Genomic DNA, 21487 nt, shown 5'->3' on the forward strand with positions numbered 1-21487 from the left:
AGAGGAGCGTGCGGACCCCATGGCATCGAACACCCCCGCATCCTCCGGGCGCAGCGCCCGCCTTCCCCGCGAGGAACGCCGCCGCCAGCTGCTCGCCGCGGCCCACCACGTCTTCGTCACCAACGGCTACCACGCCGCCGCGATGGACGAGATCGCCGTCTCCGCCCATGTCAGCAAGCCCGTGCTCTACCAGCACTTCCCCGGCAAGCACGAGCTCTACCTGGCCCTGCTCGACGAGCATCTTGCCCGCCTCACCACCCAGCTCAAGCGCGCCCTCACCACCGCCGAGACCAACCGCGAGCGCGTCCGCAACAGCATCGCCGCCTACTACGAGTTCGTGGCCCGCGACGACCAGGCCCACCGGCTGGTCTTCGAGTCGGACCTGCTCAACGACACCGCCGTCGCCGCGCGCCTCGAGGAGTTCCAGCGGGCGTACGCCGACGCGGTCGGCCGCGTCATCGTCGAGGACACCGACCTGCCCCTGGACCAGGCCGTCATGCTCGGCCGCACCCTCACCGGCCTCGCCCAGGTCAGCGCCCGCTACTGGGTGCAGACCGGCGGCATCGACCAGGCCACCGCGGTGGACCTGATCTCCCGGCTGGCCTGGCGCGGCATCGGCGGCTTTCAGCGCAGAGCGGACGACCCGACCGGCGACGAGACGCACCCCTAGACTGATTCCGATGTGCCCGCCCGGGCGCACCGGTCATCGGAGCACGGCCCGGGCGCGGCGACCACCGTTCGTGAGCGTGAGGAGACCCCGGCGTGGAGATCAAGATCGGCATCCAGAATGTGGGCCGGGAGATCGTGTTCGAGTCCGACCAGACCGCCGAGGCGGTGACCGCCGCCGTCGCGGACAGCCTCGCCAAGGGCACCGTCCTGTCGCTGGCCGACACGAAGGGACGCCAGATCATCGTCCCGAGCGCGGTGCTCGCGTACGTCGAGGTCGGCACCGAGGAGCAGCGCCGGGTCGGCTTCGGCGCTCTCCTGTGACGCGCCCCGTCACCCCCACCGCGGCCCTCACCTAGGCCGCGGCCGTGGCGCACGGAATCCCCTGGATCCGCCCCGAGGACGCCCAGCAGGAGCTGGGCGAATCCCTCGCGGCCCTGCGTGACGCCACGGGTGTGCCCGCCGAGTTCTCCCCCGAGGTCCTCGCCGAGACCGACGCCGTCATCCGGGACTACCGGCTGCCCAACGTCGACGCCACGGGCGTCCCGTTCATCACGATCGACCCGCCCGGCAGCCTCGACCTCGACCAGGCCCTGCACATCGAGCGCGCCGCCGGCGGCTACGTCGTGCGTTACGCGATCGCCGACCTGCCGGCCTTCGTCCCCCTCGGGGGTGCACTCGACGACGCCACCCGCCGCCGCGGCCAGACCCTCTACGCGCCCGACGGCCGCATCCCCCTGCACCCGGCCGCCATCAGCGAGGACGCCGCCTCCCTGCTCCCGGACCGGATCCGTGGCGCCTATCTCTTCACCCACCACCTCGACGCCGACGGCTCCGTCACCCGCACCGAGCTGACCCGCGCGTCCGTGCGCAGCCGCGCCCGTCTCGACTACGACACCGTCCAGCGGGCGCTCGACGACGGCACCGCCGACGACGTGCTCGTGCTGCTGCGGGAGGTCGGCCTGCTCCGGGTCGAGCAGGAGCGGTTGCGCGGCGGTGCCAGCCTCAACCTGCCCGAGCAGCAGATCGTCCGCTCGGACGGCGGCTACGCCCTGCAGAACCGGCCGGCGCGCCCCATCGAGGACGCCAACGCCCAGATCTCCCTGCTCACCGGCATGGGCGCGGCCCGCATCATGCTCGACGGCGGGCTCGGCGTCCTGCGGACCATGCCCGCCCCGGACCCCGGCTCGATCGAGCGCTACCGCGAGCAGGCCCGGGCCCTGGGCCACCCGTGGCCGGCCGAGGACACCTACGGCGAGTTCCTGCGCAGCCTCCACCCCGACCGTCCCGCCGACCTCGCCCTCCTGCACGCGGCGACCTCCTTGTTCCGCGGTGCCGGGTACACCGCCTTCGACGGCGCCCCGCCCGCCGACCCCGAGCAGTCCGCCGTCGCCGCGCCCTACGCCCACACGACCGCGCCCCTGCGTCGCCTCGTCGACCGGTTCGTCCTGCCCACCTGCCTCGCGATCGTCGAGGGACGCCCGGTGCCCGACGACGTCCGCCGTGCGCTGCCGGACCTGCCCGAGCTCATGCGGGACTCGGACCGGCGCGCCGGCGAGCTCGACCGGTCCGCCCTCGACGCCGTCGAGGCCGCGGTGCTCGCCGCCCACGTCGGGCAGGTGTTCGACGCCGTCGTCGTGGTCGGCACCGAGGACGGCACCGGCAACGGCTCCTCGAAGGGGAACAACGGGAAGGGCAACGGCCACGCGACCCCGACGGGGAGCAACGGCAACGGTAAGCAGCCGGCCGGCACCATCCAGGTGCTCGACCCGGTCGTCAGCGCCCGCTGCATCGGAACGATGACGACGGGTTCGACCGTCCGCGCCCGGCTCACCGCGGCCGACATCACCCGCCGCAGCGTCACCTTCGAACTGGCCTGAGCGCACCCGCCGGCGGTTCCGCCACCCCGCCCGTGACCGGCGTCGCACCGGGAATCCGCCCGACGCGCTAGAATAGCGGGGTATTCACGGATGCCCGGTCGTCAGCACACATCACGACCGGTACCGCCCACCGCCGTCGACCTCGTGACCTCAGGTCTCCGTCCGGCCCGGCGCGGTACCGCAGACAGACCGCCCGGAACCACGGCCCCGCACGGCGGCAGTACGCCGCCGACGGCCGTGAGGGCAACCGGCGAACCCGTTCGCCGGCGAATCCCCCGCGATCGGCTTCCACCACGAGTGCGGACGCATGCCGCTGGGCCGACCACGGCCCAGGACCGGCGAGTCGTCCGCGGACAGATCAAGGAACGCCACCGAAGTGACCGAGACCTACGCGCACGACGTCGTCCTGACGGACGACACCGGAACCGAGTCCCTCGCCCCCGAGGAGACCGTCGTCAGCACCGAGGAAGCGCGCAGCGCGCGCCCCGAGACCTTCGCGGACTTCGCCGTCCGCCCCGACATCGTCGAGTCCCTCGCCGACGCCGGGATCATCCACCCCTTCCCCATCCAGGCGATGACCCTTCCGGTCGCCCTCGGCGGCCACGACATCATCGGCCAGGCCAAGACCGGTACCGGCAAGACGCTGGGCTTCGGCATCCCCGTGCTTCAGCGAGTCGTCGGCCCCGAGGACCCCGGCTACGCGGACCTGCCCGCCCCGGGCGCCCCGCAGGCCCTCGTCGTCGTCCCGACCCGCGAGCTCGCCGTCCAGGTGGCCGGTGACCTGACCACCGCGGCGAGGAAGCGGCACGCCCGCGTCACCGTCATCTACGGCGGCCGCGCCTACGAGCCGCAGATCGAGGCCCTGCAGAAGGGCGTCGACGTCGTCGTCGGCACCCCGGGCCGCCTCATCGACCTGCTCCGGCAGCGCCACCTCGTGCTCAAGAACGTCAAGATCGCCGTCCTCGACGAGGCCGACGAGATGCTGGACCTCGGCTTCCTGCCCGACGTCGAGCGCCTCATGGCGGAGCTGCCCGAGGTCCGGCAGACCCTGTTGTTCTCCGCGACCATGCCCGGCCCCGTCGTCGCGATGGCCCGCCGCTACATGAGCCGGCCGACCCACATCCGCGCCGCCGACCCCGACGAGGGCGTCACCAAGGCCGACATCCGCCAGGTCATCTACCGGGCGCACTCTCTGGACAAGGACGAGGTCGTCGCCCGCATCCTCCAGTCCGAGGGCCGTGGCCGCACGATCATCTTCACGAAGACCAAGCGCTCCGCCGCGAAGCTCTCCGACGAGCTCCAGCACCGCGGCTTCGCGGCCGGCGCGATCCACGGCGACCTCGGTCAGGGCGCCCGCGAGCAGGCGCTGCGCGCCTTCCGCAACGACAAGGTCGACGTCCTCGTCGCCACCGACGTCGCCGCCCGTGGCATCGACGTCACCGACGTGACCCACGTGATCAACCTCCAGTGCCCCGAGGACGAGAAGACCTACCTGCACCGCGTGGGCCGCACCGGCCGCGCCGGCAACAAGGGAACCGCCGTCACGTTCGTCGACTGGGAGGACATGCCGCGCTGGGGTCTGATCAACCGGGCCCTCGGCCTGGACGTGCCCGAGCCGGTCGAGACCTATTCCTCCTCGGAGCACCTCTACACCGACCTGAACATCCCCGCCGGCACCAAGGGCCGCCTGCCGCGCAGCAAGCGCACGCACGCGGGCCTGGATGCCGAGGAGGTCGAGGATCTCGGCGAGACGGGCAAGCGCAACAGCTCGTCCGACCGCGGCGACCGCGGCCGTTCCGGTGGCCCCGGTGGTTCTGGCCGCGACGGTGGTCGTTCCCGCTCCGGTGGGCGCGACGGTGGTCGGTCCCGCTCCGGTGGCTCAAGCTCCGGGCGCGACGGCGAGCGCGGCTCGCGGGCGGCCGACCGGGCCGAGCGGTCCCCCGAGCGCACCGAGCGTTCCTCCGAGGGCGGCGAGCAGCCGGCCGGCGAGCGTACCCGGTCCCCGCGTCGGCGCAACCGCACCCGTCGCCGCAACGGCGAGGTCGTGCAGGGCACCCCGTCCTCCTCGCCGTCGCCCGCCGCCGACTGAGGTGACCACCCGGCCACCGGCCTGGCCTCCGGTCGGTGACCTCGTCGTGCAGGCGGACAACGCCGCATACCTGCCGACCCTGCCGGACGCCTCGTTCCGGATGATCTACATCGACCCGCCGTTCAACACGGGCCGGTTGCGAGCACACCAGACGCTGACGGTCACCCGTTCCCTCGAGGGGGCGGGTGACCGTCGCGGCTTCCGTGGCGGGTCCTACGCGACGCTCAAGGGCGACCTGAGCAGTTACGCCGACACGTTCTCCGACTACTGGGAGTTCCTCGAGCCGCGCCTGCTGCAGGCGTGGCGGCTGCTGACCGACGACGGCACCTTCTACCTGCACTTGGACTACCGCGAGGTGCACTACGCGAAGGTGCTGCTCGACGCGCTGTTCGGCCGCGAGTGCTTCCTCAACGAGATCATCTGGGCCTACGACTTCGGGGGCCGCAGCACCCGGCGCTGGCCCGCCAAGCACGACACGATCCTCGTGTACGTCAAGGACCCGAAGCGCTACTGGTTCGACGCCGCCGAGGTGGACCGGGAGCCCTACATGGCTCCGGGCCTCGTGACGCCGGAGAAGGTCGCGCGCGGCAAGCTGCCCACCGACGTCTGGTGGCACACCATCGTCTCCCCCACCGGCCGCGAGAAGACCGGCTACCCGACCCAGAAGCCGGTCGGCCTGCTGCGCCGGATGGTCGCCGCGTCGTCCGCGCCCGGGGACCGGGTGCTCGACTTCTTCGCCGGCTCCGGCACCCTCGGGGCCGCCGCGCGGGCCCTGGACCGCCGCTTCGTCTGCGTCGACGAGAACCCGCAGGCCGTGGAGACGATGCGCCGCCGTTTCGGCGAGACCGCCGAGTACCTCACGCCGGCCTGACGCCGATCGCGACTCGTCCGACGGGTCGACGGTCACGGGCGCCGGACGGTCGTGCCCGACGTCGCCTGCTCCTCGATCGCGGCGAGCACCGCGGGGACCGTCGTGTGCTCGCCGAGCCGGTTCGGCTTGCCGTCCCCGTGGTAGTCGCTGGATCCGGTGACGAGCAGTCCGTGCCGATCCGCGTACGCCCGCAGCCACCGCCGGCTCACCGACGGGTTGTCCCGGTGGTCGACCTCCAGGCCCGCCAGCCCGGCGTCGACCATCGCGTCGAAGACGTCCTCGGCCACCACGCGGCCCCGCTCGCTCGCCAGCGGGTGCGCGAACACCGGTACCCCGCCGGCCCGCCGCACGAGCTCCACCATGGCCGCCGGGTCCGGCGCGTGGTGGCCGACGTAGTACCCGGCGCGGGGGTGCAGCATCCGGTCGAACGCCTCCGAGCGGGTCTGCACGACGCCGGCGTCGACGAGGGCGTCCGCGATGTGCGGGCGTCCCACCGTCGAGCCCGGCGCGACGAAGCGCTGCACGGTGGGCCAGTCGATCGGGTAGTCCTCGGCGAGCAGGTCGACCATGCGCTCCGCCCGCGTGAGCCGTGACGCGCGGCTGGCCTCGACCGTGGCGAGCAGCTCGGCGTCCTCGGGGTCGTGCAGGTAGCTGAGCAGGTGCACGCTGATCCGCTGGGACGTCTGGCACGTGATCTCCATGCCGGGCACGAAGGCGACGCCGCGCGCGACGGCCGCGTCCCCGCCGGCCTGCCAGCCCGCCGTCGTGTCGTGATCGGTCAGGGCGAACGCCGTCAGCCCGACCTCGGCGGCCTGCTCCGCGACCATCGCGGGCGACCCCGTCCCGTCCGAGTGCGACGAGTGGGTGTGCAGGTCGATGGTCATCGACCCATCCTGCCACCGACGGTGTCCGCCCCCTCACGGAACCGCTCGAGGGCCCTGCCCCGGTGAGACAATGGCACGGTGATGGAATCCCAGCAGCAGCCCGACCCGTCCGTGTCCGCCGACGCCCCGACCGCCGAAACGGCGAGCGCGGCCCAGCCCCTCGAGGACCGCGTCAACAACCGCTCCCAGCGGCCCGAGTCCCACGCGTTCAAGGAGTTCATGGCCGGCCAGTGGGCGCCCGCCGACACGACCGTGCCCGAGCGCGACGCCGTCGCCCCGTTCGCGGCGCAGCGTCGCCGTCGGATCTCCGCCCAGTTCCCCGGCGAGCGCCTCGTGCTGCCCGCCGGCCCGCTGAAGGTCCGCTCCAACGACACCGACTACCGGTTCCGTCCGCACTCCGCCTTCGCGCACCTGACGGGCCTCGGCGTCGATCACGAGCCCGACGCCGTCCTTGTGATGGAGCCGGTCGAGGAGGGCGCCGGCGACGACGGCGGCAACCACGAGGCCACCCTGTACTTCCGTCCGCTCGCCGGCCGCGACACCGAGGACTTCTACGCCAACGCCCGCTACGGCGAGTTCTGGATCGGCCCCCGGCCGACGCTGGCGGACCTGAACGCCCGGCTGGACCTGCGCACCGCGGACCTCTCCGACCTGGAGGTCGCGATCACCAAGGGCATCGGGGTCACCGCGATCGGCGGCACCGGCGTGCGGCTGGTCCGGGAGGTCGACATGGACGTCGACGCCCTCGTCGACACCGCCCGCATCAACACCGGCGTGGACCTGCCCGACGCGGACGCCCTCGACGGCCTGCTGACCGAGGCCCTGTCCGAGCTGCGACTGGTCAAGGACGACCACGAGGTCGAGCGGCTCCGCGATGCCGTCGCCGCCACCGTGCGCGGCTTCGAGGACGTCGTGGCGGCCCTGCCGCGCGCCGTCGCCCACCGCCGCGGGGAGCGCGTCGTCGAGGGTGCGTTCTTCGCGCGCGCCCGCCAGGACGGCAACGACCTGGGTTACGAGACGATCGCCGCCGGCGGCAACAACGCGACCGTGCTGCACTGGATCCGCAACAACGGCACCGTGCGCGACGGCGAGATGCTGCTCCTGGACGCCGGCGTCGAGGACGAGTCCCTCTACACCGCCGACGTCACCCGCACCCTGCCCACCAACGGCACCTACACCGCGGTGCAGCGCCGCGTGTACGAGGCGGTGCGCGAGGCCGCGGACGCCGCGTTCGCCGTCGCCCGGCCCGGCACCCGGTTCCGCGACGTCCATGCCGCCGCGATGGAGGTGCTCGCCGCGAAACTCGACGAGTGGGGGCTGCTGCCCGTCAGCGTCGAGGTCGCGCTCAGCCCCGAGGGCCAGCACCACCGCCGCTGGATGCCGCACGGCACGAGCCACCACCTGGGCCTGGACGTGCACGACTGCGCGCAGGCCAAGCGGGAGCTCTACCTCGACGGCGTCATCACCGAGGGCATGGTCTTCACCATCGAGCCCGGCCTCTACTTCAAGGCCGAGGACCTGGCCGTGCCCGAGGAGTACCGCGGCATCGGCGTCCGGATCGAGGACGACGTGCTGATCACCGCGGACGGCAACGAGAACCTCTCCGCCGCGCTGCCGCGCACCGCGGACGACGTCGAGGCCTGGATGGCGGGCATCCGCGACCGCGCCTGAGGCTTCGCCCGGAAAGCACCGTGCCCCGGTCCGTCGTCGACGGGCCGGGGCACGGTGCTGTGTGCGAGGTGCTGACGCCTCTCAGCGGTCGCGCTGCTCCGGGTCATGAGTCAGCGGGTCACGGGTCAGCGGGTCGCTGTTGACGGCCGGCTCCTCCGACTCGCCCTCGGTGACGGCACCGGTCTCGGTGTCGATCGGGCGCGACGACGTCTCGGCGGGCCGGGCGTCGTCGGCGGCGGCACCGGGGCGCGGCGCGGGCCGCTCGGCGAGGCGTGCGTCGTCGTTGTCGTCGGCGCGGGTGTTCTCGGAATCGTTCACGCGGTCCTCCAGAGGGTTGTCACGGTGATCACTACGCCCACCGGCGGCGGTCGCCCCGGTGGCCGACGCGCCGGCGGCGCGACCCGGTGCCGGGCGCTGGCCCTCGTCGACGCGCACGCCGTACTGGGGCCGGCCGTCCGGCAGGTCGGGGAACTGGCCCCGCGGGGTCGACCGTCCGTCGTCGGAGGCCGCGTCGCGGGAGGGGACGGCGTCCTGACGCTGCCCGTCGAACGGCTGGTCGCCGCGTGCCGGCGGGCGGCCGCCCTGGGGCTGGTACGCCGCACCGGTGTAGGGGCCGCCCTGCGGAGACTGACCCTGCTGGGGCCGGCCCGGCTGACGGGGGCCGCCCTGCTGTGGGCCGCCCTGCTGGCCGGGAGCCGGACGGCCGGCCGGCGGCTGACCCGGCTGCGGCGGTGCCCACGGCCCGGCCTGCGGGGCGCCCTGCGGGGGTCGCTGGCCGTACGGGGCGGCCTGCGGCGGCCGGCCCTGGCCGCCCTGAGGACCGCCCTGCGGGGGCCCGTACTGCGGCGGACCGTAGGGCGGGCGCTGCTGCTGGCCGCCGAACTGCTGGCCGCCCTGCTGCTGGCCCCCGTACTGCTGGCCCCCGTACTGCTGGCCCTGGCGCTGCTCCGGGAGCTGGCCCACCTGCAGGTTCTGCAGCTGGCTGCGGGCCTGCCCGGAGACCTCCCGGTCCACCACGACGTCGAACGAGGACGCGATGACCTGGCTGGTCGAGGAGAAGTCCCGCTTGCCGCCCTGCATCGCGTAGCTGATGACGCCGATGATCATCCAGAACACCGCGCCGATGAGCACGGACGGGATGAGAGCGGCGAGCCCGCCGTTGCCCCCGAACAGGGAGAAGATGAAGCCGATGAAGAGGCCGAACATGGCACCGCTCGCGGCGCCGGAGAGCGCGACGCGCGGGTAGCTCAGCTTGCCCGTGACCACCTCGACGCTCTTGAGGTCGTTGCCGACGATGCTCACGTGCTGTACCGGGAAGTCGTGATCGGCCAGGTAGTCGACGGCCTTCTGGGCATCCAGGTAGGAACCGTAGCGTCCGACGGTCTCACCGTCGGGCAGTGTCCGGCTCCGGAGGGATGCATTCGCTCCACTGAACATGTTGGACATGCGGCCATTGTCTCCCGATCTGCTGATCGATCGCCATGACCTCGCTGCGAACCGGCCGGACCGCGCGTCACAACCGGCGGGGCGACGCGGCCGGTCAGGGCCCGTGAGGCTTGCTCACGTACCCTGAACGGGTGACGAATTCTCCTGCCCTGGTCTTTGTCGCGCGCCTGCTCGGCATGGACGTGTTCGAGCCGCTCGGCGAGCGTCTCGGACGCCTGCGCGACGTCGTCGTCGTGCACCGCAGCGCCAACCGCCCCCCGCAGGTGGTCGGCATCATCGTCGAGGTGCTCGCGAAGAAACGCGTGTTCGTCGCCATGACCCGCGTGACGTCCATCGACAACGGGCAGATCCTCATCACCGGCCTGGTCAACTTCCGCCGGTTCCAGCAGCGCGGCGCCGAGATCCGCATCGCCGCGGAGCTGTTCGACCGGAAGGTCACCCTCACGGACGGCAGCGGCGTCGCCACCATCGAGGACATCAGCATCGAACGCCAGCGCAACGGCGACTGGTACTGCTCGCAGATGTTCGTCCGCCGCGGGCACAGCGCCTCCCGGCTCCGGCCGCTGCGGCGCGGGGCCGCCCTGACGATCGACTGGTCCGACGCGTACTTCGAGGACCAGCGCGAGCCCCAGGGCGCGGTCCAGTTCCTCGCCGCGCACGAGGACCTCAAGGACGCCGACCTGGCGGACATGATGCACGAGATGAACGACAAGCGGATGCTCGAGATCGCCGCCGAACTGCAGGACGAGCGCCTCGCCGACGTGCTCCAGGAGCTGCCGGACGACGACCAGGTGCAGATCCTCTCGGCACTGGAGACCGACCGTGCCGCCAACGTGCTCAACGAGATGGAGCCCGACGACGCCGCGGACCTGCTCTCCGAGCTGCCCGAGGAGCAGAAGGAGGAGCTGCTCCAGCGGATGGAGCCCGAGGACGCCGAGGACGTGCGCCGCCTCCTGCAGTACGAGGAGGGCACCGCCGGGTCGATGATGACCCCGATCCCCGTCATCCTGCCGCCCGAGGCCACCGTCGCGGAGGCGCTGGCCCACGTGCGCCGCGAGGACATCTCCCCGGCGCTGGCCTCGGCCGTCTTCGTGACGCGCCCGCCGCTGGAGACCCCCACGGGCCGCTTCCTCGGCGTCGTGCACATCCAGCAGCTGCTGCGCTACCCGCCGCCCGAGGCGCTGGGCAACCTGGTGGACAAGAACCTGGAGCCGGTCACGGACCACACCTCGATCGTCGAGGTCTCCCGGACGCTGGCCAGCTACAACCTCAACTCGCTGCCCGTGGTCAACGACGCCGGCCGGCTGGTCGGCGCCGTCACCGTCGACGACGTCCTCGATGCGCTGCTGCCGCAGGACTGGCGCAGCCACGACGACCCTCCGGTCCCGTCGCGTGCACCCACGGTCGGCTCGACCCGGATCGGAGGCCGCCTTGGCTGACAACTACCGCCTCAAGGGCTCGGGCCTGGACACCCCCCAGGAGGCCCGGGCGCGTCTGCTGCCGCGCTTCAGCCCGAATCCGGACGCCTTCGGATCCTGGACGGAGAACTTCGCCCGGTTCATGGGCACGCCCGTGTTCCTGCTGTACATGACCGTGTTCGTCGTGCTCTGGCTCGGCTGGAACACCTTCGCCCCGGAGCCCCTGCAGTTCGACCCGCGGAGCCTGAACTACACGCTGCTCACCCTGATCCTGTCCCTGCAGGCCTCGTACGCCGCGCCCCTGCTGCTGCTCGCGCAGAACCGGCAGGACGACCGGGACCGGGTGGCCCTGGAACAGGACCGCCAGCAGGCGGCCCGCAACCTCTCGGACACCGAGTACCTCAACCGGGAACTCGCCTCGGTGCGCATCGCGCTGCGTGACGTCGCCACCCGTGACTTCATCCGCTCCGAGCTGCGGTCCCTGCTCGAGGACCTGCAGGCCGAGGACGACGAGCACGGCAGCGAGCAGCGGCGCCCCCGCGAGAAGGCGGTCGGACGCAAGTGAGCCCCTCCCCGGACGACGTCCTGCGGGACGTGCGGGCGGCGCTCGGCCGGGTGCAGGATCCCGAACTTCGGCGCCCCATCACCGACCTCGGCATGGTCGAGGACATCGACCTGCGGGCCGGTCGGCTGACCGTGCGCGTGCTGCTGACCATCGCCGGATGCCCGCTGCGTTCGACCATCGAGGACGACGTGCGGGGCGCGGTCGGGGGGCTGCCGGGGGTGGACGCCGTCGAGGTCGTGACCGGCGTGATGAGCCCGGACCAGCGGCAACGACTCAAGGACGACCTGCGCTCCGGCGGCCGGGCGAACCCGTTCGACGCCGCCTCCCTGACGCGCGTGTACGCGGTGGCCAGCGGCAAGGGCGGGGTCGGCAAGTCCTCGATCACCGTCAACCTGGCGGCCGCCCTGGCCGCGGACGGGCTGCGCGTCGGGATCATCGACGCCGACGTGCACGGCTTCTCGGTGCCGTCCCTGATGGGCGTGCACCGCTCCCCCACCCGGGTCGACGAGATGATCCTGCCGCCCGTCGCCCATGACGTGAAGATCATCTCGATCGGCATGTTCGTCGAGGGCAACCAGGCGGTCGCGTGGCGGGGGCCGATGCTGCACCGGGCGCTCGAGCAGTTCCTCACTGACGTGTACTTCGGCGACCTGGACGTGCTGCTGCTGGACCTGCCGCCCGGCACCGGGGACATGGCCATCTCGGTCGCGCAGCTGTTGCCGACCGCGCAGCTGCTGCTGGTCACGACCCCGCAGTCGGCGGCCGCCGACGTGGCCGAGCGGGCGGGGCTGCTCGCCCGCCAGACGGGGCAGACGGTGGCGGGCGTGATCGAGAACATGGGGCCGATGACGCTGCCCGACGGCACCGTGCTGGACCTCTTCGGCACCGGCGGCGGGGCCACCCTGGCGGAGCGGCTCAGCGCCGCGCTGGCCGAGGACGGCAGTGACGACGCCGTGCCCCTGCTGGGCACGGTGCCGCTGGATCCGGCGCTGCGCCGGGCCGGGGACGCAGGCACGCCCGTCGCGCTGGCCGAGCCGGGCTCACCGGCGGCGGTCGAGCTGCGGCGGATCGCCGACGAGCTGCGGGGCCGCGGACGGCACCTGCCGGGCCGTCCCCTGCCCCTCAGCGTGAGGTAGAACCGGCCGGCTCAACGAGCCTCAGGTGGCGTCGATGTCCCAGGGGGCACGCTGGCCGGGGGCCAGGCCGGGCTGGGTCGTCGCGACGCTCGGCACCGCCGTCTGCACCGCCGTAGCGGGGGCGGGACGAGGTGTTCCGCCCGTGCCCGTCGGCTCGTCCTCGAACAGGGCCTCCCGGACGATGCGCCGCGGGTCGTACTGCCGGGGGTCGAGCTTGCGCCAGTCGACGTCCTCGAAGTCGTCGCCGAGTTCGTCCTTGAGCTGCTGCCGGGCGCCCGTCGCGATGCGCTTGACCTCCCGGGTCAGCCGCGCCAGCTGGGAGGCGTACTCCGGGATCCGTTCGGGACCGAGCAGCAGGATGGCGAGGACGGCGAGCACGATGAACTCGGAGCCATTGATACCCAGCACGGCTCACACCCTATCGGTTCGCGGCGCGGTGACGCGGCGCGAGACGAGTCACGGCTGGCCGGCCATCCGGCCGAGGCCCCGCACCACGCGGTCCAGGACGCTCCCGTCGACGACCGGGGCGGTGCGGTCGACCTGCGCCTTGTCCGCCGCGGCGATCACGGAGGCCACCTTGACGGCGTCGGTCGTCGACGTGTTCGACCGCACCGAGTAGACCGCGTCCGCGACCCGGAAGACGACGTTCGACGCCGGAGCGGCGTCGGACCGCGCCACCCACAGCATCGTGCCGTTCCGGCTGACCTGCCGGTAGGCCTTCGCCGAGATCGGCCGCCCGGTCGCGCCGTCGATCATCGCGGCGCCGCTCCGTCCGGGGTGCTGTTCGACGACGGTGACCGCGTGGGCGGTGCTGCGCAGGTCGGCGACGACCGCCGGGGAGCCGCCGCGCCGGGTCAGCTCGGCCGCCTCGATCCAGTACCCCATCGTGTTCAGGTCGGGACAGGTCCAGCCGGCGGCGCGCAGGTCGTCGACGTCGGCGCTGCTGAGGCTGCGGGTGCCGCCGTTGGAGAGGTTGGCGGTGAGCTCGGACTCGGCTCCGCGGGCGGCGGCGCCCGGTGCCCGCTGACCGCCGAGATACCACGCCGCTGACACCACGACGACGACGGCGAGGGCCCCGAACAGGACGAGGGTGCGCAGAAGCTTCATCAGGCCGAGCCGACCCCGGCGATCCGGGAGAGACGCATGGGTGGGAGCGCCGGCTGGCGGCGGGCGGGATCCCGGTGCGCGAGCGCCACCCGCAGCTTCGCCCGGCCGCGGTGGATGCGCGAGCGGACGGTGCCGAGTTTCAGTCCCAGGGCGTCGGCGACCTCGTCATAGGAGTAGCCCTCGAGGTCGCTGAGCACGACGGCCGCGCGGAACGAGGGGCTGAGCTGGTCGAGCGCGGCCTGCACGTCCAGGTCCAGGTGGCTGAACTCGAAGCTGCGCTCGGGTCCGGGCTCGGAGGACGGCAGCCGGTCGGCGCCGTCGTCGCCGAGCGTCTCCGTCCGCGTCCGCGAGCGACGTCGGGCGGAGTCGAGGAAGAGGTTGGTGGTGATGCGGTGCATCCAGCCGGTCAGCGACCCGGGCTGAAACGTCGCGAGGGAGCGGAACACCCGGATGAACGTCTCCTGGACGAGGTCCTCCGCGTCCTGCCGGTTGCCGGTCAGGCGGTAGGCGAGGCGGTACACCCGAGGGCTGTGCTCACGGACGAGGTCGTCCCACGCCGGCACGACGGCGGCCGTCGCGTCCGTCCCGGGCTGATCGCCGGCCGGGGCCGCGAGGAGGGTCCCGGTCGCGGGCACCGACGACGTCGTCATGATGGATGCGCACCCCGTTCCACACTCGTCCGGGACGCTCCACCGCCCCGCTGTCGCCCACCATGGTGCCGGATCAGGCTGGATGTTGACTGGGCATCCACCCGATGATCGGGTCCCCGGCGGCCGCCCCCGGGGCGTCACGGCCGATGCCCTAAGCTGAAGCGGACCCGCGCGCCCGCGCGGGATGCGGACGGCCAGAGAGTGAGCGCATGAGTGCGGAGAAGTCGGCCAGCTGGTCCTACGCGGAACAGCTGCCCACCGAGGACGAGGTGCTCCTGCGGGCCCGCGAACGATCGCACGAGCTCGGGGTGCCGGCGGTCTCGACCGGTGTCGCCGCCGCGCTGACCGTCCTCGCCGCCACGTCCAAGGCCCAGACCGTCGTCGAGGTCGGCACGGGTGCGGGCGTCTCCGGTGTCGCCCTGCTCGCGGGCCTGCCGTCCACCGCGGTGCTGACCACCATCGACGTCGACGTCGACCACCTCAAGGCCGCACGCGAGTCCTTCGCCGACGCCGGCGTCGCGTCCAACCGCACCCGGACCATCTCCGGCCGCGCCTCCCAGGTGCTGCCGCGGCTGACCGACGGCGCGTACGACCTCGTGTTCATCGACGCGGACAAGCCCTCCGCGCCGACCTACGTCGAGCAGGCGACCCGGCTGCTCAAGCCCGCGGGCCTGCTCATCGTCAACAATGCGCTGAACCACGACAAGGTGGCCAACCCGGCCGCGCGGGACGAGATCACCACGGTGATGCGCCGTATCGAGCGCAGCCTGCGTGAGGACGAGCGCCTGCAGACGGCCCTGCTGCCCACGGGCGACGGGCTGTTGCTCGCGGTGCGCCGCTGACGCCGTCCGTCGCGCACGGCTCCGCTTCACCGTCGCCCCAGACGCACAGAACGCCCGGCGAGGATCGCCGGGCGTTCTCTGCGGTGACGACAGGGGTCAGCTGACCTGTTCGGTGACGCCGACCAGGCATTCCTTCAGCGCCGAGGCCTCGTCGGCGTTCAGCTCCACCACGAGCCGGCCGCCGCCTTCCAGCGGAACCCGCATGATCAAGCTGCGGCCTTCCTTGGTAACCTCCATCGGACCGTCACCGGTTCTCGGTTTCATGGCCGCCATGCGGGTACTGTCCTCTCCCTCGGATGAGCCGGCGCGAGCCGGCGGGGCGGTCAACGTCCCGCGGGCGTGTGCGCCGTCACGGGTTGACTGGCTCCATTATTCCAGCATCGACGCCGTGGTCCGAATCACGTTCTCCGGCAGCGGCCGTCGTCGGTCCGCTCCGTCGCTGGTCACGGCGGGTAGTCGCCGCCGCCCGGCAGGGTGGCGAACCGCCACAGCCAGGCCACCCAGACGATCTGCAGCGCGAGGAACCCGACCGCGAGCGTGATCCGGTAGGCCCGCGACCGGGAGACGAACACGGCCGCGAGCGCGAGCGGGAACAGCGGCAGCAGCAGCCGGAACGTGCTGGTCTGCGGGTGCAGGACCGCGGCGAGGTACACCGCGTACGCGAGGCACCAGCCCTGCAGGTCCGTGCCGAGCCGGCGCACGGGCCGACTGAGCAGCGCGAGGACGACGGCGAGGCCGACGAGCACCACGACGACGGGGCCGAACACCGGCCCGAAGAGCCACTGCCCGGTGTCGAACCACGGAGCGAAGAGGACGAGGCCGCCACCGCCGCGCCAGACCGTCTCGGTGTCGGTGTAGGCGGCCGCCTCCCCCGTCACGAGCCAGGCGATCACCGGCCACGCCCAGCCGGCCACGATCGCGACCGCGAGCAGGACGATGCCACGCACCCGTTCACCCCACGGGAAGCCCGCAGAACGCCATCGCAGCAGCAGATGCACGGCCACCAGCAGGGCGAACGGCAGCCCGGCCGGCCGCGTCAGGCCCATGGCGAGTACGACGGGTGCGGCCGCGAGGTAGCGGTGCCGGGCGAGCAGGTACAGGCCGGCGGCGAGCAGGAGCAGGTGCAGCGACTCGGCGTAGGGGATCTGCAGGACCGCCGAGACCGGGAAGAGGCAGATCAGGGTCACGGCCGCGAGGCTGTCCCTCGGGCCGGCCACGAGCCGGAACAGGCGGTGGACGACCAGGACGGCGCCGAGCCCGGCGATGACGGCGACCGCCGGGGCGAGCGTCGTCCAGCCCAGTCCGGTCACCGAGCTCAGGCCGCGGACCAGGAACGGGAACAGCGCGTAGAAGGCCCAGGGGTTCTCCTGCGCGGTGCCGTCGGCGTTGCGCGGGATGGTCGACGGGTAGCCCGTGTCGAAGATCCGCTGGTACCAGGCGCTGTCCCAGAAGTTGATGAACTGCCCGTAGCTCGGCTGGGCCGGGGCCCACGGGTTCTCCCCCTGCTGCCGGGCGACGGCGAGGAAGACGGCGGCGGTCACCAGCCGGGACAGGACGTAGACGACGCCGACCTGCAGCCACCAGGGCCACCGGCCGGCGACGGCGACGGTCGCCCGCGTCGCGAGCACCGTGACGCGTCCCGGGCTGGAACGCGCGGATCGCGTGCTCTCCGGTGCAGGCGGCCAGTCGTCGCGGGGGACGGTCGTTGCCTCGCCTGTCATTGCCTCGACTGTCGTTGCCTCGCCTGCCATTGCCTCAGCGGCGGGTCGGGGACGGTCGCGTTCGGAGGTGCTCACGCCCGGCCGCGGTCCTGTCCGCCGGCGGCGAGCGTGCGCTCGAGGTCGGCGATCCGCTGGTCCCGCACGACGAGGGCGTCGCGGAGCACGTCGAGCACCTCGTCGACCTGGTCCATCCGGTAGCCGCGCAGCCCGAGGGCGAAACGGACCCCGTCGACCTGCTCGGCGAGCCGCTCGTCGGGCACCGTGGTGTCCAGCAGGACGGGCGGTGCGGTGGCCACCGGGGTCGCGAGTGTCTCCCCCTCGGGGTCGTCCAGGCCGAGTAGCGTGGCGCCGCGGCGAGCGGCCGCACCGGGCACCCGGCCGACGGCGACGAGCGCGACGGCGCCGAGCACCAGCAGGGCGAGGACGACGAGGAGCAGGGTCACCCTGCCCATGGTGCCAGACCCCGCTGTGCCGGGCGGCGGCGTCAGGTCGTGGCGGCCCCTGCGCCGTCGTCGGGCCGGCGGATCCGCACGAAGGAGCGGAGCGGCGCGGGCGCCACCTCGTGGGCCTCCGTGAAGCCGCGGCTCTCGTAGAAGGCGCGCCGGCCCGGTTCGTCGTCGGTGGTCAGGACCACCTGGCGGATGCGCCGGCTGCGGTCGAGCACGGCGTCGAGCAGGGCTGCCCCGACGCCGGTGCGCTGGTGGTCGGGGGCCACGAGCAGGTCCTGCACGTAGACGATCGTGTGGCCGTCCGAGACGGTGCGGACCAGGCCGATCAGCTCGCCCGTGTCGGGGTCCCGCGCCGAGAGGACGCACGAGGATCCGGCGACGGCGGCCACGAGCGTCGCCGGGTCCGCGGTATAGGCCGTCCACCCGACGGCGGCGTAGAGCCGGAGCAGCTCGTCCGGGTCGGGCCGTTCCTCGGCGATGACGACGTCCACGGCGGCGGTCACGCCTGTATCCCGTCAGGCGGGTCGACGGCGAAGTGGACGACGTCGACGTCGGCGTCGTCCGGTAGTGCCGGATAGTGGCGGCGCAGGTCTGCGACGAGATCGCCGGGGGTCTGTCTCGCCAGTTCCGGCAGGCTCGCCCGGCGCACCCGGGTGACGACACCCGTGCGCGGTTGCGGCTTCGCCTCGTCCTCGAAGACGAGATGGACCGGCCCCACGGCCACGGGATCGCGCCAGCGCACCGTCGTGGTCTTCCGCCCGGCCAGGACGGCGTCGCGGTAGCGGGAGTGGAAGCGCAGCAGCCGGGGCGGGTCGGCCTCGGGTTGCCGGTAGGCGTGCGGCAGCAGGGCATGCAGGGGCGCCACGCGCGGCCCGCCCTCGGCGGGGAGGGCGACGACGATGTCCGGGTGCAGATCGAGCAGCACCTGACGACATCGTCCGCACGGGGCGAGCAGGCTCCTCCCCCCGTCTCCGGAAGCGGCGATCGTCGTGAGCGGGCCGGCGCCGGCAGCCGCGGCGACCCCGAGGACGACGAGCTCGGCACAGGGCCCACCGGTGAAGTGGTACACGTTGACGCCCGCGTGGATGCGGCCGGAGACGTCCAACGCCGCCGCGGCCACCGTGTGGACCACGCCGTCGTCCAGTGTCGCGGCCAGCGCCTCCGCCGCCTCGATCACCCGGCGTTCGCTGTCCAGCGGGGCCATCGTCGACGGATCCGGGACCGGGGGTTCCATGCGTGCTACGCGGTCCGCGCTCACGCGCTGACCGCGCCGCCGTCCGCGTGCGGGTCCGTGTGCCGCAGGACGGCGGCCACCGCGTCATCGGGGTCGTCGACGAGGCTGACCAGGTCCACGTCCTCCGGGGCGATCATGCCCTCGGTGACGAGGGTGGTGCGCACCCATTCCCACAGCGGTCCCCAGAACGCGGTGCCCACGAGCACCACCGGGAAACGGGTCACCTTGCGGGTCTGCACGAGGGTGAGCGCCTCGAACAGCTCGTCGAGCGTGCCGAACCCGCCGGGCAGGACGACGAAGCCCCGGGCGTACTTGACGAACATCGTCTTGCGCGCGAAGAAGTAGCGGAAGTTGACGCCGAGGTCGACCCACGCGTTCAGGCCCTGCTCGAACGGCAGCTCGATGCCGAGGCCCACCGACCGGCCCCCGCCCTCCCAGGCCCCCTTGTTGGCCGCCTCCATGGTGCCCGGGCCGCCGCCGGTGATGACGGCGAAGCCGCTGCGGGCCAGGCGCGAGGCGATCTTCTCGGCGAGCGCGTACTCGTGGCTCTCGGGGCGTACCCGGGCCGAGCCGAACATGCTGATGGCCGACCCGAGCCCGGCGAGCGCCCCGAACCCCTCGACGAACTCCCCCTGGATGCGCAGCACCCGCCACGGGTCCTGGTGGGTGAACCGGTCGTCGTCCGCACTCTGCAGCAGGTGCGCGTCGGCGGTGCCGTGCGGCTCCGGCTCGTTGCGCAGCTCGAGCGGTCCCCGGCGGTGGGGACGGGGACGGGCCTGCCTGGCAGCGCGGTCGTCGGCGCGGTCGTCGGCGCGGTCGTCGGCTCCGGTGGGCTCGGACTCAGCACTCATCCGTTCAGGCTAGCCACCGCGCCCTCGCCACCGCGAGAGCGGGCCGCTGTACGCGCGATTTCACCGGATTGCAACAGGATCGACGCGCTCGTGCGTCTCAGGTCACACATGTTCCGCTACATTCGAGGTATGTCATCTCACCCCGGGCCCGCTACCTCCGACCCGGGCGCGCGTACCTCGACGCCGCTCGTCTCCGTCGCCGGCGTCGACAAGTACTTCGGCGACTTCCAGGCCCTCAAGCACATCGACCTGGACATCCCCGCAGGTCAGGTGGTCATCCTGATCGGCCCGTCGGGGTCCGGCAAGTCCACCCTGTGCCGCACGATCAACCGCCTCGAGACCATCCAGTCCGGCACCATCGCGATCGACGGCAAGCCGCTGCCGGCCGAGGGCAAGGAGCTCGCAGCGCTGCGGGCCGACGTCGGCATGGTGTTCCAGTCCTTCAACCTCTTCGCCCACAAGACGATCCTCGAGAACGTCACCCTCGGCCCCATGAAGGTCAAGGGCGTGAAGAAGGCGGAGGCCGAGGCGGAGGCACGCCGGCTGCTGGAGCGCGTCGGCGTGGGCGCCCAGGCGGACAAGCTGCCCGCCCAGCTCTCCGGCGGCCAGCAGCAGCGCGTCGCCATCGCCCGGGCCCTGGCCATGCAGCCGAAGGTCATGCTGTTCGACGAGCCGACCTCCGCGCTGGACCCCGAGATGGTCAAGGAGGTGCTCGACGTGATGGTCGAGCTGGCGAAGGCCGGCATGACGATGATCGTCGTCACTCACGAGATGGGCTTCGCCCGCACCGCCGGTGACCGGGTCGTCTTCATGTCCGACGGCGAGATCGTCGAGGACACCGATCCGGAGACGTTCTTCACCAATCCGACGAGTCCCCGGGCGCAGGACTTCCTCTCCAAGATCCTGTCCCACTGAGCTCGGCTCGACCCGCAAGAACCACACGCACCGCACCGCAGACCACCATCATCACCGTTCACCATCCCGGGCACCCACGGGGCCATGCCCGGCAGGCGGACCGCACCGGCCGCCATGAGGAAAGGAAAACCATGCGAATCAAGGCAACCCTGCTGGCCACGATGGCCGCGTCGGCACTGGCGCTGAGCGCCTGCGGCGGCGGCTCCGGCCCCGGCGCCTCCGGCGGGGACTCCGCGTCCCCCGCCGTCTCCTACCCGGTCGCGTCCAACGTCGCGCTGACCGGCAGCCCCACCTACGACAAGATCAAGTCCGCGGGCAAGGTCGTGATCGGCGTCAAGGAGGATCAGCCCCAGCTCGGTTTCAAGGATGCCATCACCGGCGAGCGCTCCGGTTTCGACATCGAGATCGCCCGGTGGACGGCGTCGTCGCTGGGCATCTCCCCGGACAAGATCGAGTTCAAGGCCATCCCGTCCGCCCAGCGCGAGAGCGCCCTGGCCAACGGTGACGTCAACCTGTACGTGGGCACCTACTCGATCACCGACAAGCGCAAGAAGCAGGTCGACTTCGCGGGCCCGTACTTCGTCACCGGGCAGGGCCTGCTGGTGAAGAAGGACAGCACGATCTCCGGTATCGAGGGCATGAACGGCAAGACCGCCTGCTCGGCGACCGGATCGACGCCGATCCAGAACATCAAGGACAAGTACAAGCAGGTCAAGACGACGGAGTTCAGCACCTACTCCGAGTGCGTCGACGCCCTCAAGAACGGCCAGGCCGACGCGGTCACGACCGACGAGGCGATCCTGCTGGGCTACGCCGCACAGGACCCGGACAACCTCAAGACCGTGGGCAAGCCGTTCTCCACCGAGAAGTACGGTGTGGGCCTGCCCAAGGGCGACAAGGCGCTGCGCACCTTCATCGACCAGATGTTCACCAACGGCAAGAGCACCTGGACGAAGATCTATGACGCGACGCTCGGCAAGTCCGGCAAGACGGTCGAGCAGCCCGCCGTCGAGAACTACTGAGTCGCACGGCACGGTCCCGGCGCTGCCGGGACCGTGCCCGGCGCTCGGTGCCCCGCGCCGGTGCGGGCGG

Annotated in this window: 23 protein-coding genes; 12 read left to right on the forward strand and 11 right to left on the reverse strand. The window is 72.5% G+C overall.

Annotated elements, in window-relative coordinates; translation table 11 throughout:
* Positions 1–19: 19 nt before the first annotated feature.
* The 5 genes from V6N00_RS00135 (at position 20) to V6N00_RS00155 (ending at position 5506) form a co-directional block, all read left to right on the forward strand.
* A complete protein-coding gene (locus V6N00_RS00135; RefSeq protein ID WP_334230070.1) occupies positions 20–670 on the forward strand; it encodes a TetR/AcrR family transcriptional regulator in 651 nt (216 codons plus the stop codon).
* A 92-nt stretch (positions 671–762) separates the two neighbouring features.
* Positions 763–990, forward strand: a complete 228-nt coding sequence (locus V6N00_RS00140) for a DUF3107 domain-containing protein (RefSeq protein ID WP_334230071.1) — start codon at positions 763–765, stop codon at positions 988–990.
* A 44-nt stretch (positions 991–1034) separates the two neighbouring features.
* The gene (locus tag V6N00_RS00145; protein WP_334230072.1) at positions 1035–2546 is read left to right on the forward strand and encodes an RNB domain-containing ribonuclease; all 1512 of its coding nucleotides are present in this window, start codon (positions 1035–1037) and stop codon (positions 2544–2546) included.
* A gap of 376 nt (positions 2547–2922) precedes the next feature.
* Positions 2923–4635, forward strand: a complete 1713-nt coding sequence (locus V6N00_RS00150) for a DEAD/DEAH box helicase (RefSeq protein WP_334230073.1) — start codon at positions 2923–2925, stop codon at positions 4633–4635.
* A 1-nt stretch (position 4636) separates the two neighbouring features.
* Positions 4637–5506, forward strand: coding sequence for a DNA-methyltransferase (locus V6N00_RS00155; protein WP_334230074.1), 870 nt, complete (start codon positions 4637–4639; stop codon positions 5504–5506).
* A 32-nt stretch (positions 5507–5538) separates the two neighbouring features.
* On the opposite strand, the gene V6N00_RS00160 is transcribed toward V6N00_RS00155, so the two are convergent.
* Positions 5539–6390, reverse strand: a complete 852-nt coding sequence (locus V6N00_RS00160; RefSeq protein ID WP_334230075.1) for a PHP domain-containing protein — start codon at positions 6388–6390, stop codon at positions 5539–5541.
* An 81-nt stretch (positions 6391–6471) separates the two neighbouring features.
* Here V6N00_RS00160 and V6N00_RS00165 point away from each other — a divergent pair, with 81 nt between their 5' ends.
* Complete coding sequence (locus V6N00_RS00165) at positions 6472–8061, forward strand: aminopeptidase P family protein (RefSeq protein WP_334230713.1); 1590 nt, start codon at positions 6472–6474, stop codon at positions 8059–8061.
* A gap of 81 nt (positions 8062–8142) precedes the next feature.
* Here the strand turns inward: V6N00_RS00165 and V6N00_RS00170 are convergent, their stop codons facing one another.
* A complete protein-coding gene (locus V6N00_RS00170; RefSeq protein ID WP_334230076.1) occupies positions 8143–9507 on the reverse strand; it encodes a YflT domain-containing protein in 1365 nt (454 codons plus the stop codon).
* Between the two features lie 131 nt (positions 9508–9638).
* Here V6N00_RS00170 and V6N00_RS00175 point away from each other — a divergent pair, with 131 nt between their 5' ends.
* The 3 genes from V6N00_RS00175 to V6N00_RS00185 are packed head-to-tail and all read left to right on the forward strand — an operon-like array spanning position 9639 to position 12626.
* A complete protein-coding gene (locus tag V6N00_RS00175; RefSeq protein ID WP_334230077.1) occupies positions 9639–10946 on the forward strand; it encodes a magnesium transporter MgtE N-terminal domain-containing protein in 1308 nt (435 codons plus the stop codon).
* Positions 10939–11490: a DUF1003 domain-containing protein gene (locus V6N00_RS00180; RefSeq protein ID WP_334230078.1), complete on the forward strand. Its 552-nt coding sequence runs from the start codon at positions 10939–10941 to the stop codon at positions 11488–11490. Before V6N00_RS00175 ends, V6N00_RS00180 begins: the two co-directional genes overlap by 8 nt.
* A complete protein-coding gene (locus V6N00_RS00185; protein ID WP_334230079.1) occupies positions 11487–12626 on the forward strand; it encodes a P-loop NTPase in 1140 nt (379 codons plus the stop codon). Before V6N00_RS00180 ends, V6N00_RS00185 begins: the two co-directional genes overlap by 4 nt.
* A gap of 21 nt (positions 12627–12647) precedes the next feature.
* On the opposite strand, the gene V6N00_RS00190 is transcribed toward V6N00_RS00185, so the two are convergent.
* From V6N00_RS00190 to sigE, 3 genes are read right to left on the reverse strand one after another with little or no spacing between them, the layout of a single operon-like run.
* Positions 12648–13034, reverse strand: coding sequence for a twin-arginine translocase TatA/TatE family subunit (locus V6N00_RS00190; protein WP_334230080.1), 387 nt, complete (start codon positions 13032–13034; stop codon positions 12648–12650).
* A 48-nt stretch (positions 13035–13082) separates the two neighbouring features.
* A complete protein-coding gene (locus V6N00_RS00195; RefSeq protein ID WP_334230081.1) occupies positions 13083–13733 on the reverse strand; it encodes a hypothetical protein in 651 nt (216 codons plus the stop codon).
* Positions 13733–14383 (reverse strand): RNA polymerase sigma factor SigE, encoded by a 651-nt coding sequence (gene sigE / locus V6N00_RS00200; protein ID WP_334230082.1) that lies wholly within the window; start codon positions 14381–14383, stop codon positions 13733–13735. The genes V6N00_RS00195 and sigE overlap by 1 nt, the downstream gene beginning before the upstream one ends.
* 209 nt (positions 14384–14592) lie before the next feature.
* Here sigE and V6N00_RS00205 point away from each other — a divergent pair, with 209 nt between their 5' ends.
* Positions 14593–15225 (forward strand): O-methyltransferase, encoded by a 633-nt coding sequence (locus V6N00_RS00205; RefSeq protein ID WP_334230083.1) that lies wholly within the window; start codon positions 14593–14595, stop codon positions 15223–15225.
* 96 nt (positions 15226–15321) lie between these two features.
* Here V6N00_RS00205 and V6N00_RS00210 read toward each other — a convergent pair whose 3' ends face one another.
* The 6 genes from V6N00_RS00210 to V6N00_RS00235 form a co-directional block, all read right to left on the reverse strand.
* On the reverse strand, positions 15322–15498 hold the full coding sequence (locus V6N00_RS00210) for a DUF3117 domain-containing protein (protein WP_188669188.1): 177 nt from the start codon (positions 15496–15498) through the stop codon (positions 15322–15324).
* A 170-nt stretch (positions 15499–15668) separates the two neighbouring features.
* Positions 15669–16946, reverse strand: a complete 1278-nt coding sequence (locus V6N00_RS00215; RefSeq protein WP_334230084.1) for a hypothetical protein — start codon at positions 16944–16946, stop codon at positions 15669–15671.
* A gap of 71 nt (positions 16947–17017) precedes the next feature.
* Positions 17018–17398 carry a DivIVA domain-containing protein gene (locus tag V6N00_RS00220; RefSeq protein ID WP_334230085.1) on the reverse strand — a complete coding sequence of 127 codons (381 nt, stop codon included), beginning with the start codon at positions 17396–17398 and terminating at the stop codon, positions 17018–17020.
* A 32-nt stretch (positions 17399–17430) separates the two neighbouring features.
* Positions 17431–17898, reverse strand: coding sequence for a GNAT family N-acetyltransferase (locus tag V6N00_RS00225; RefSeq protein WP_334230086.1), 468 nt, complete (start codon positions 17896–17898; stop codon positions 17431–17433).
* Positions 17895–18629: a hypothetical protein gene (locus V6N00_RS00230; protein WP_334230087.1), complete on the reverse strand. Its 735-nt coding sequence runs from the start codon at positions 18627–18629 to the stop codon at positions 17895–17897. Before V6N00_RS00230 ends, V6N00_RS00225 begins: the two co-directional genes overlap by 4 nt.
* A 20-nt stretch (positions 18630–18649) precedes the next feature.
* Positions 18650–19480 (reverse strand): LOG family protein, encoded by an 831-nt coding sequence (locus V6N00_RS00235; protein WP_334230088.1) that lies wholly within the window; start codon positions 19478–19480, stop codon positions 18650–18652.
* Positions 19481–19609: 129 nt separating this feature from the next.
* On the opposite strand from V6N00_RS00235, the gene V6N00_RS00240 reads away from it, so the two are divergent.
* Both V6N00_RS00240 and V6N00_RS00245 read left to right on the forward strand, forming a co-directional pair.
* On the forward strand, positions 19610–20395 hold the full coding sequence (locus V6N00_RS00240; RefSeq protein ID WP_334230089.1) for an amino acid ABC transporter ATP-binding protein: 786 nt from the start codon (positions 19610–19612) through the stop codon (positions 20393–20395).
* 131 nt (positions 20396–20526) lie between these two features.
* Positions 20527–21417: a glutamate ABC transporter substrate-binding protein gene (locus V6N00_RS00245; RefSeq protein WP_334230090.1), complete on the forward strand. Its 891-nt coding sequence runs from the start codon at positions 20527–20529 to the stop codon at positions 21415–21417.
* Positions 21418–21487: the final 70 nt, after the last annotated feature.

Origin of the sequence: Tersicoccus mangrovi, from assembly GCF_036881825.1 — a bacterium.
Lineage (GTDB): Bacteria > Actinomycetota > Actinomycetes > Actinomycetales > Micrococcaceae > Tersicoccus > Tersicoccus mangrovi.

Coding starts and splice junctions, on each gene's coding strand:
- V6N00_RS00135 (WP_334230070.1), top strand. CDS start 20: ATGGCATCGAACACCCCCGCATCCTCCGGGCGCAGCGCCCGCCTTCCC.
- V6N00_RS00160 (WP_334230075.1), bottom strand. CDS start 6,390: ATGACCATCGACCTGCACACCCACTCGTCGCACTCGGACGGGACGGGG.
- V6N00_RS00165 (WP_334230713.1), top strand. CDS start 6,472: ATGGAATCCCAGCAGCAGCCCGACCCGTCCGTGTCCGCCGACGCCCCG.
- V6N00_RS00170 (WP_334230076.1), bottom strand. CDS start 9,507: ATGTCCAACATGTTCAGTGGAGCGAATGCATCCCTCCGGAGCCGGACA.
- V6N00_RS00195 (WP_334230081.1), bottom strand. CDS start 13,733: ATGAAGCTTCTGCGCACCCTCGTCCTGTTCGGGGCCCTCGCCGTCGTC.
- sigE (WP_334230082.1), bottom strand. CDS start 14,383: ATGACGACGTCGTCGGTGCCCGCGACCGGGACCCTCCTCGCGGCCCCG.
- V6N00_RS00205 (WP_334230083.1), top strand. CDS start 14,593: ATGAGTGCGGAGAAGTCGGCCAGCTGGTCCTACGCGGAACAGCTGCCC.
- V6N00_RS00210 (WP_188669188.1), bottom strand. CDS start 15,498: ATGGCGGCCATGAAACCGAGAACCGGTGACGGTCCGATGGAGGTTACC.
- V6N00_RS00215 (WP_334230084.1), bottom strand. CDS start 16,946: ATGACAGGCGAGGCAACGACCGTCCCCCGCGACGACTGGCCGCCTGCA.
- V6N00_RS00220 (WP_334230085.1), bottom strand. CDS start 17,398: ATGGGCAGGGTGACCCTGCTCCTCGTCGTCCTCGCCCTGCTGGTGCTC.
- V6N00_RS00230 (WP_334230087.1), bottom strand. CDS start 18,629: ATGGAACCCCCGGTCCCGGATCCGTCGACGATGGCCCCGCTGGACAGC.
- V6N00_RS00235 (WP_334230088.1), bottom strand. CDS start 19,480: ATGAGTGCTGAGTCCGAGCCCACCGGAGCCGACGACCGCGCCGACGAC.
- V6N00_RS00240 (WP_334230089.1), top strand. CDS start 19,610: ATGTCATCTCACCCCGGGCCCGCTACCTCCGACCCGGGCGCGCGTACC.
- V6N00_RS00245 (WP_334230090.1), top strand. CDS start 20,527: ATGCGAATCAAGGCAACCCTGCTGGCCACGATGGCCGCGTCGGCACTG.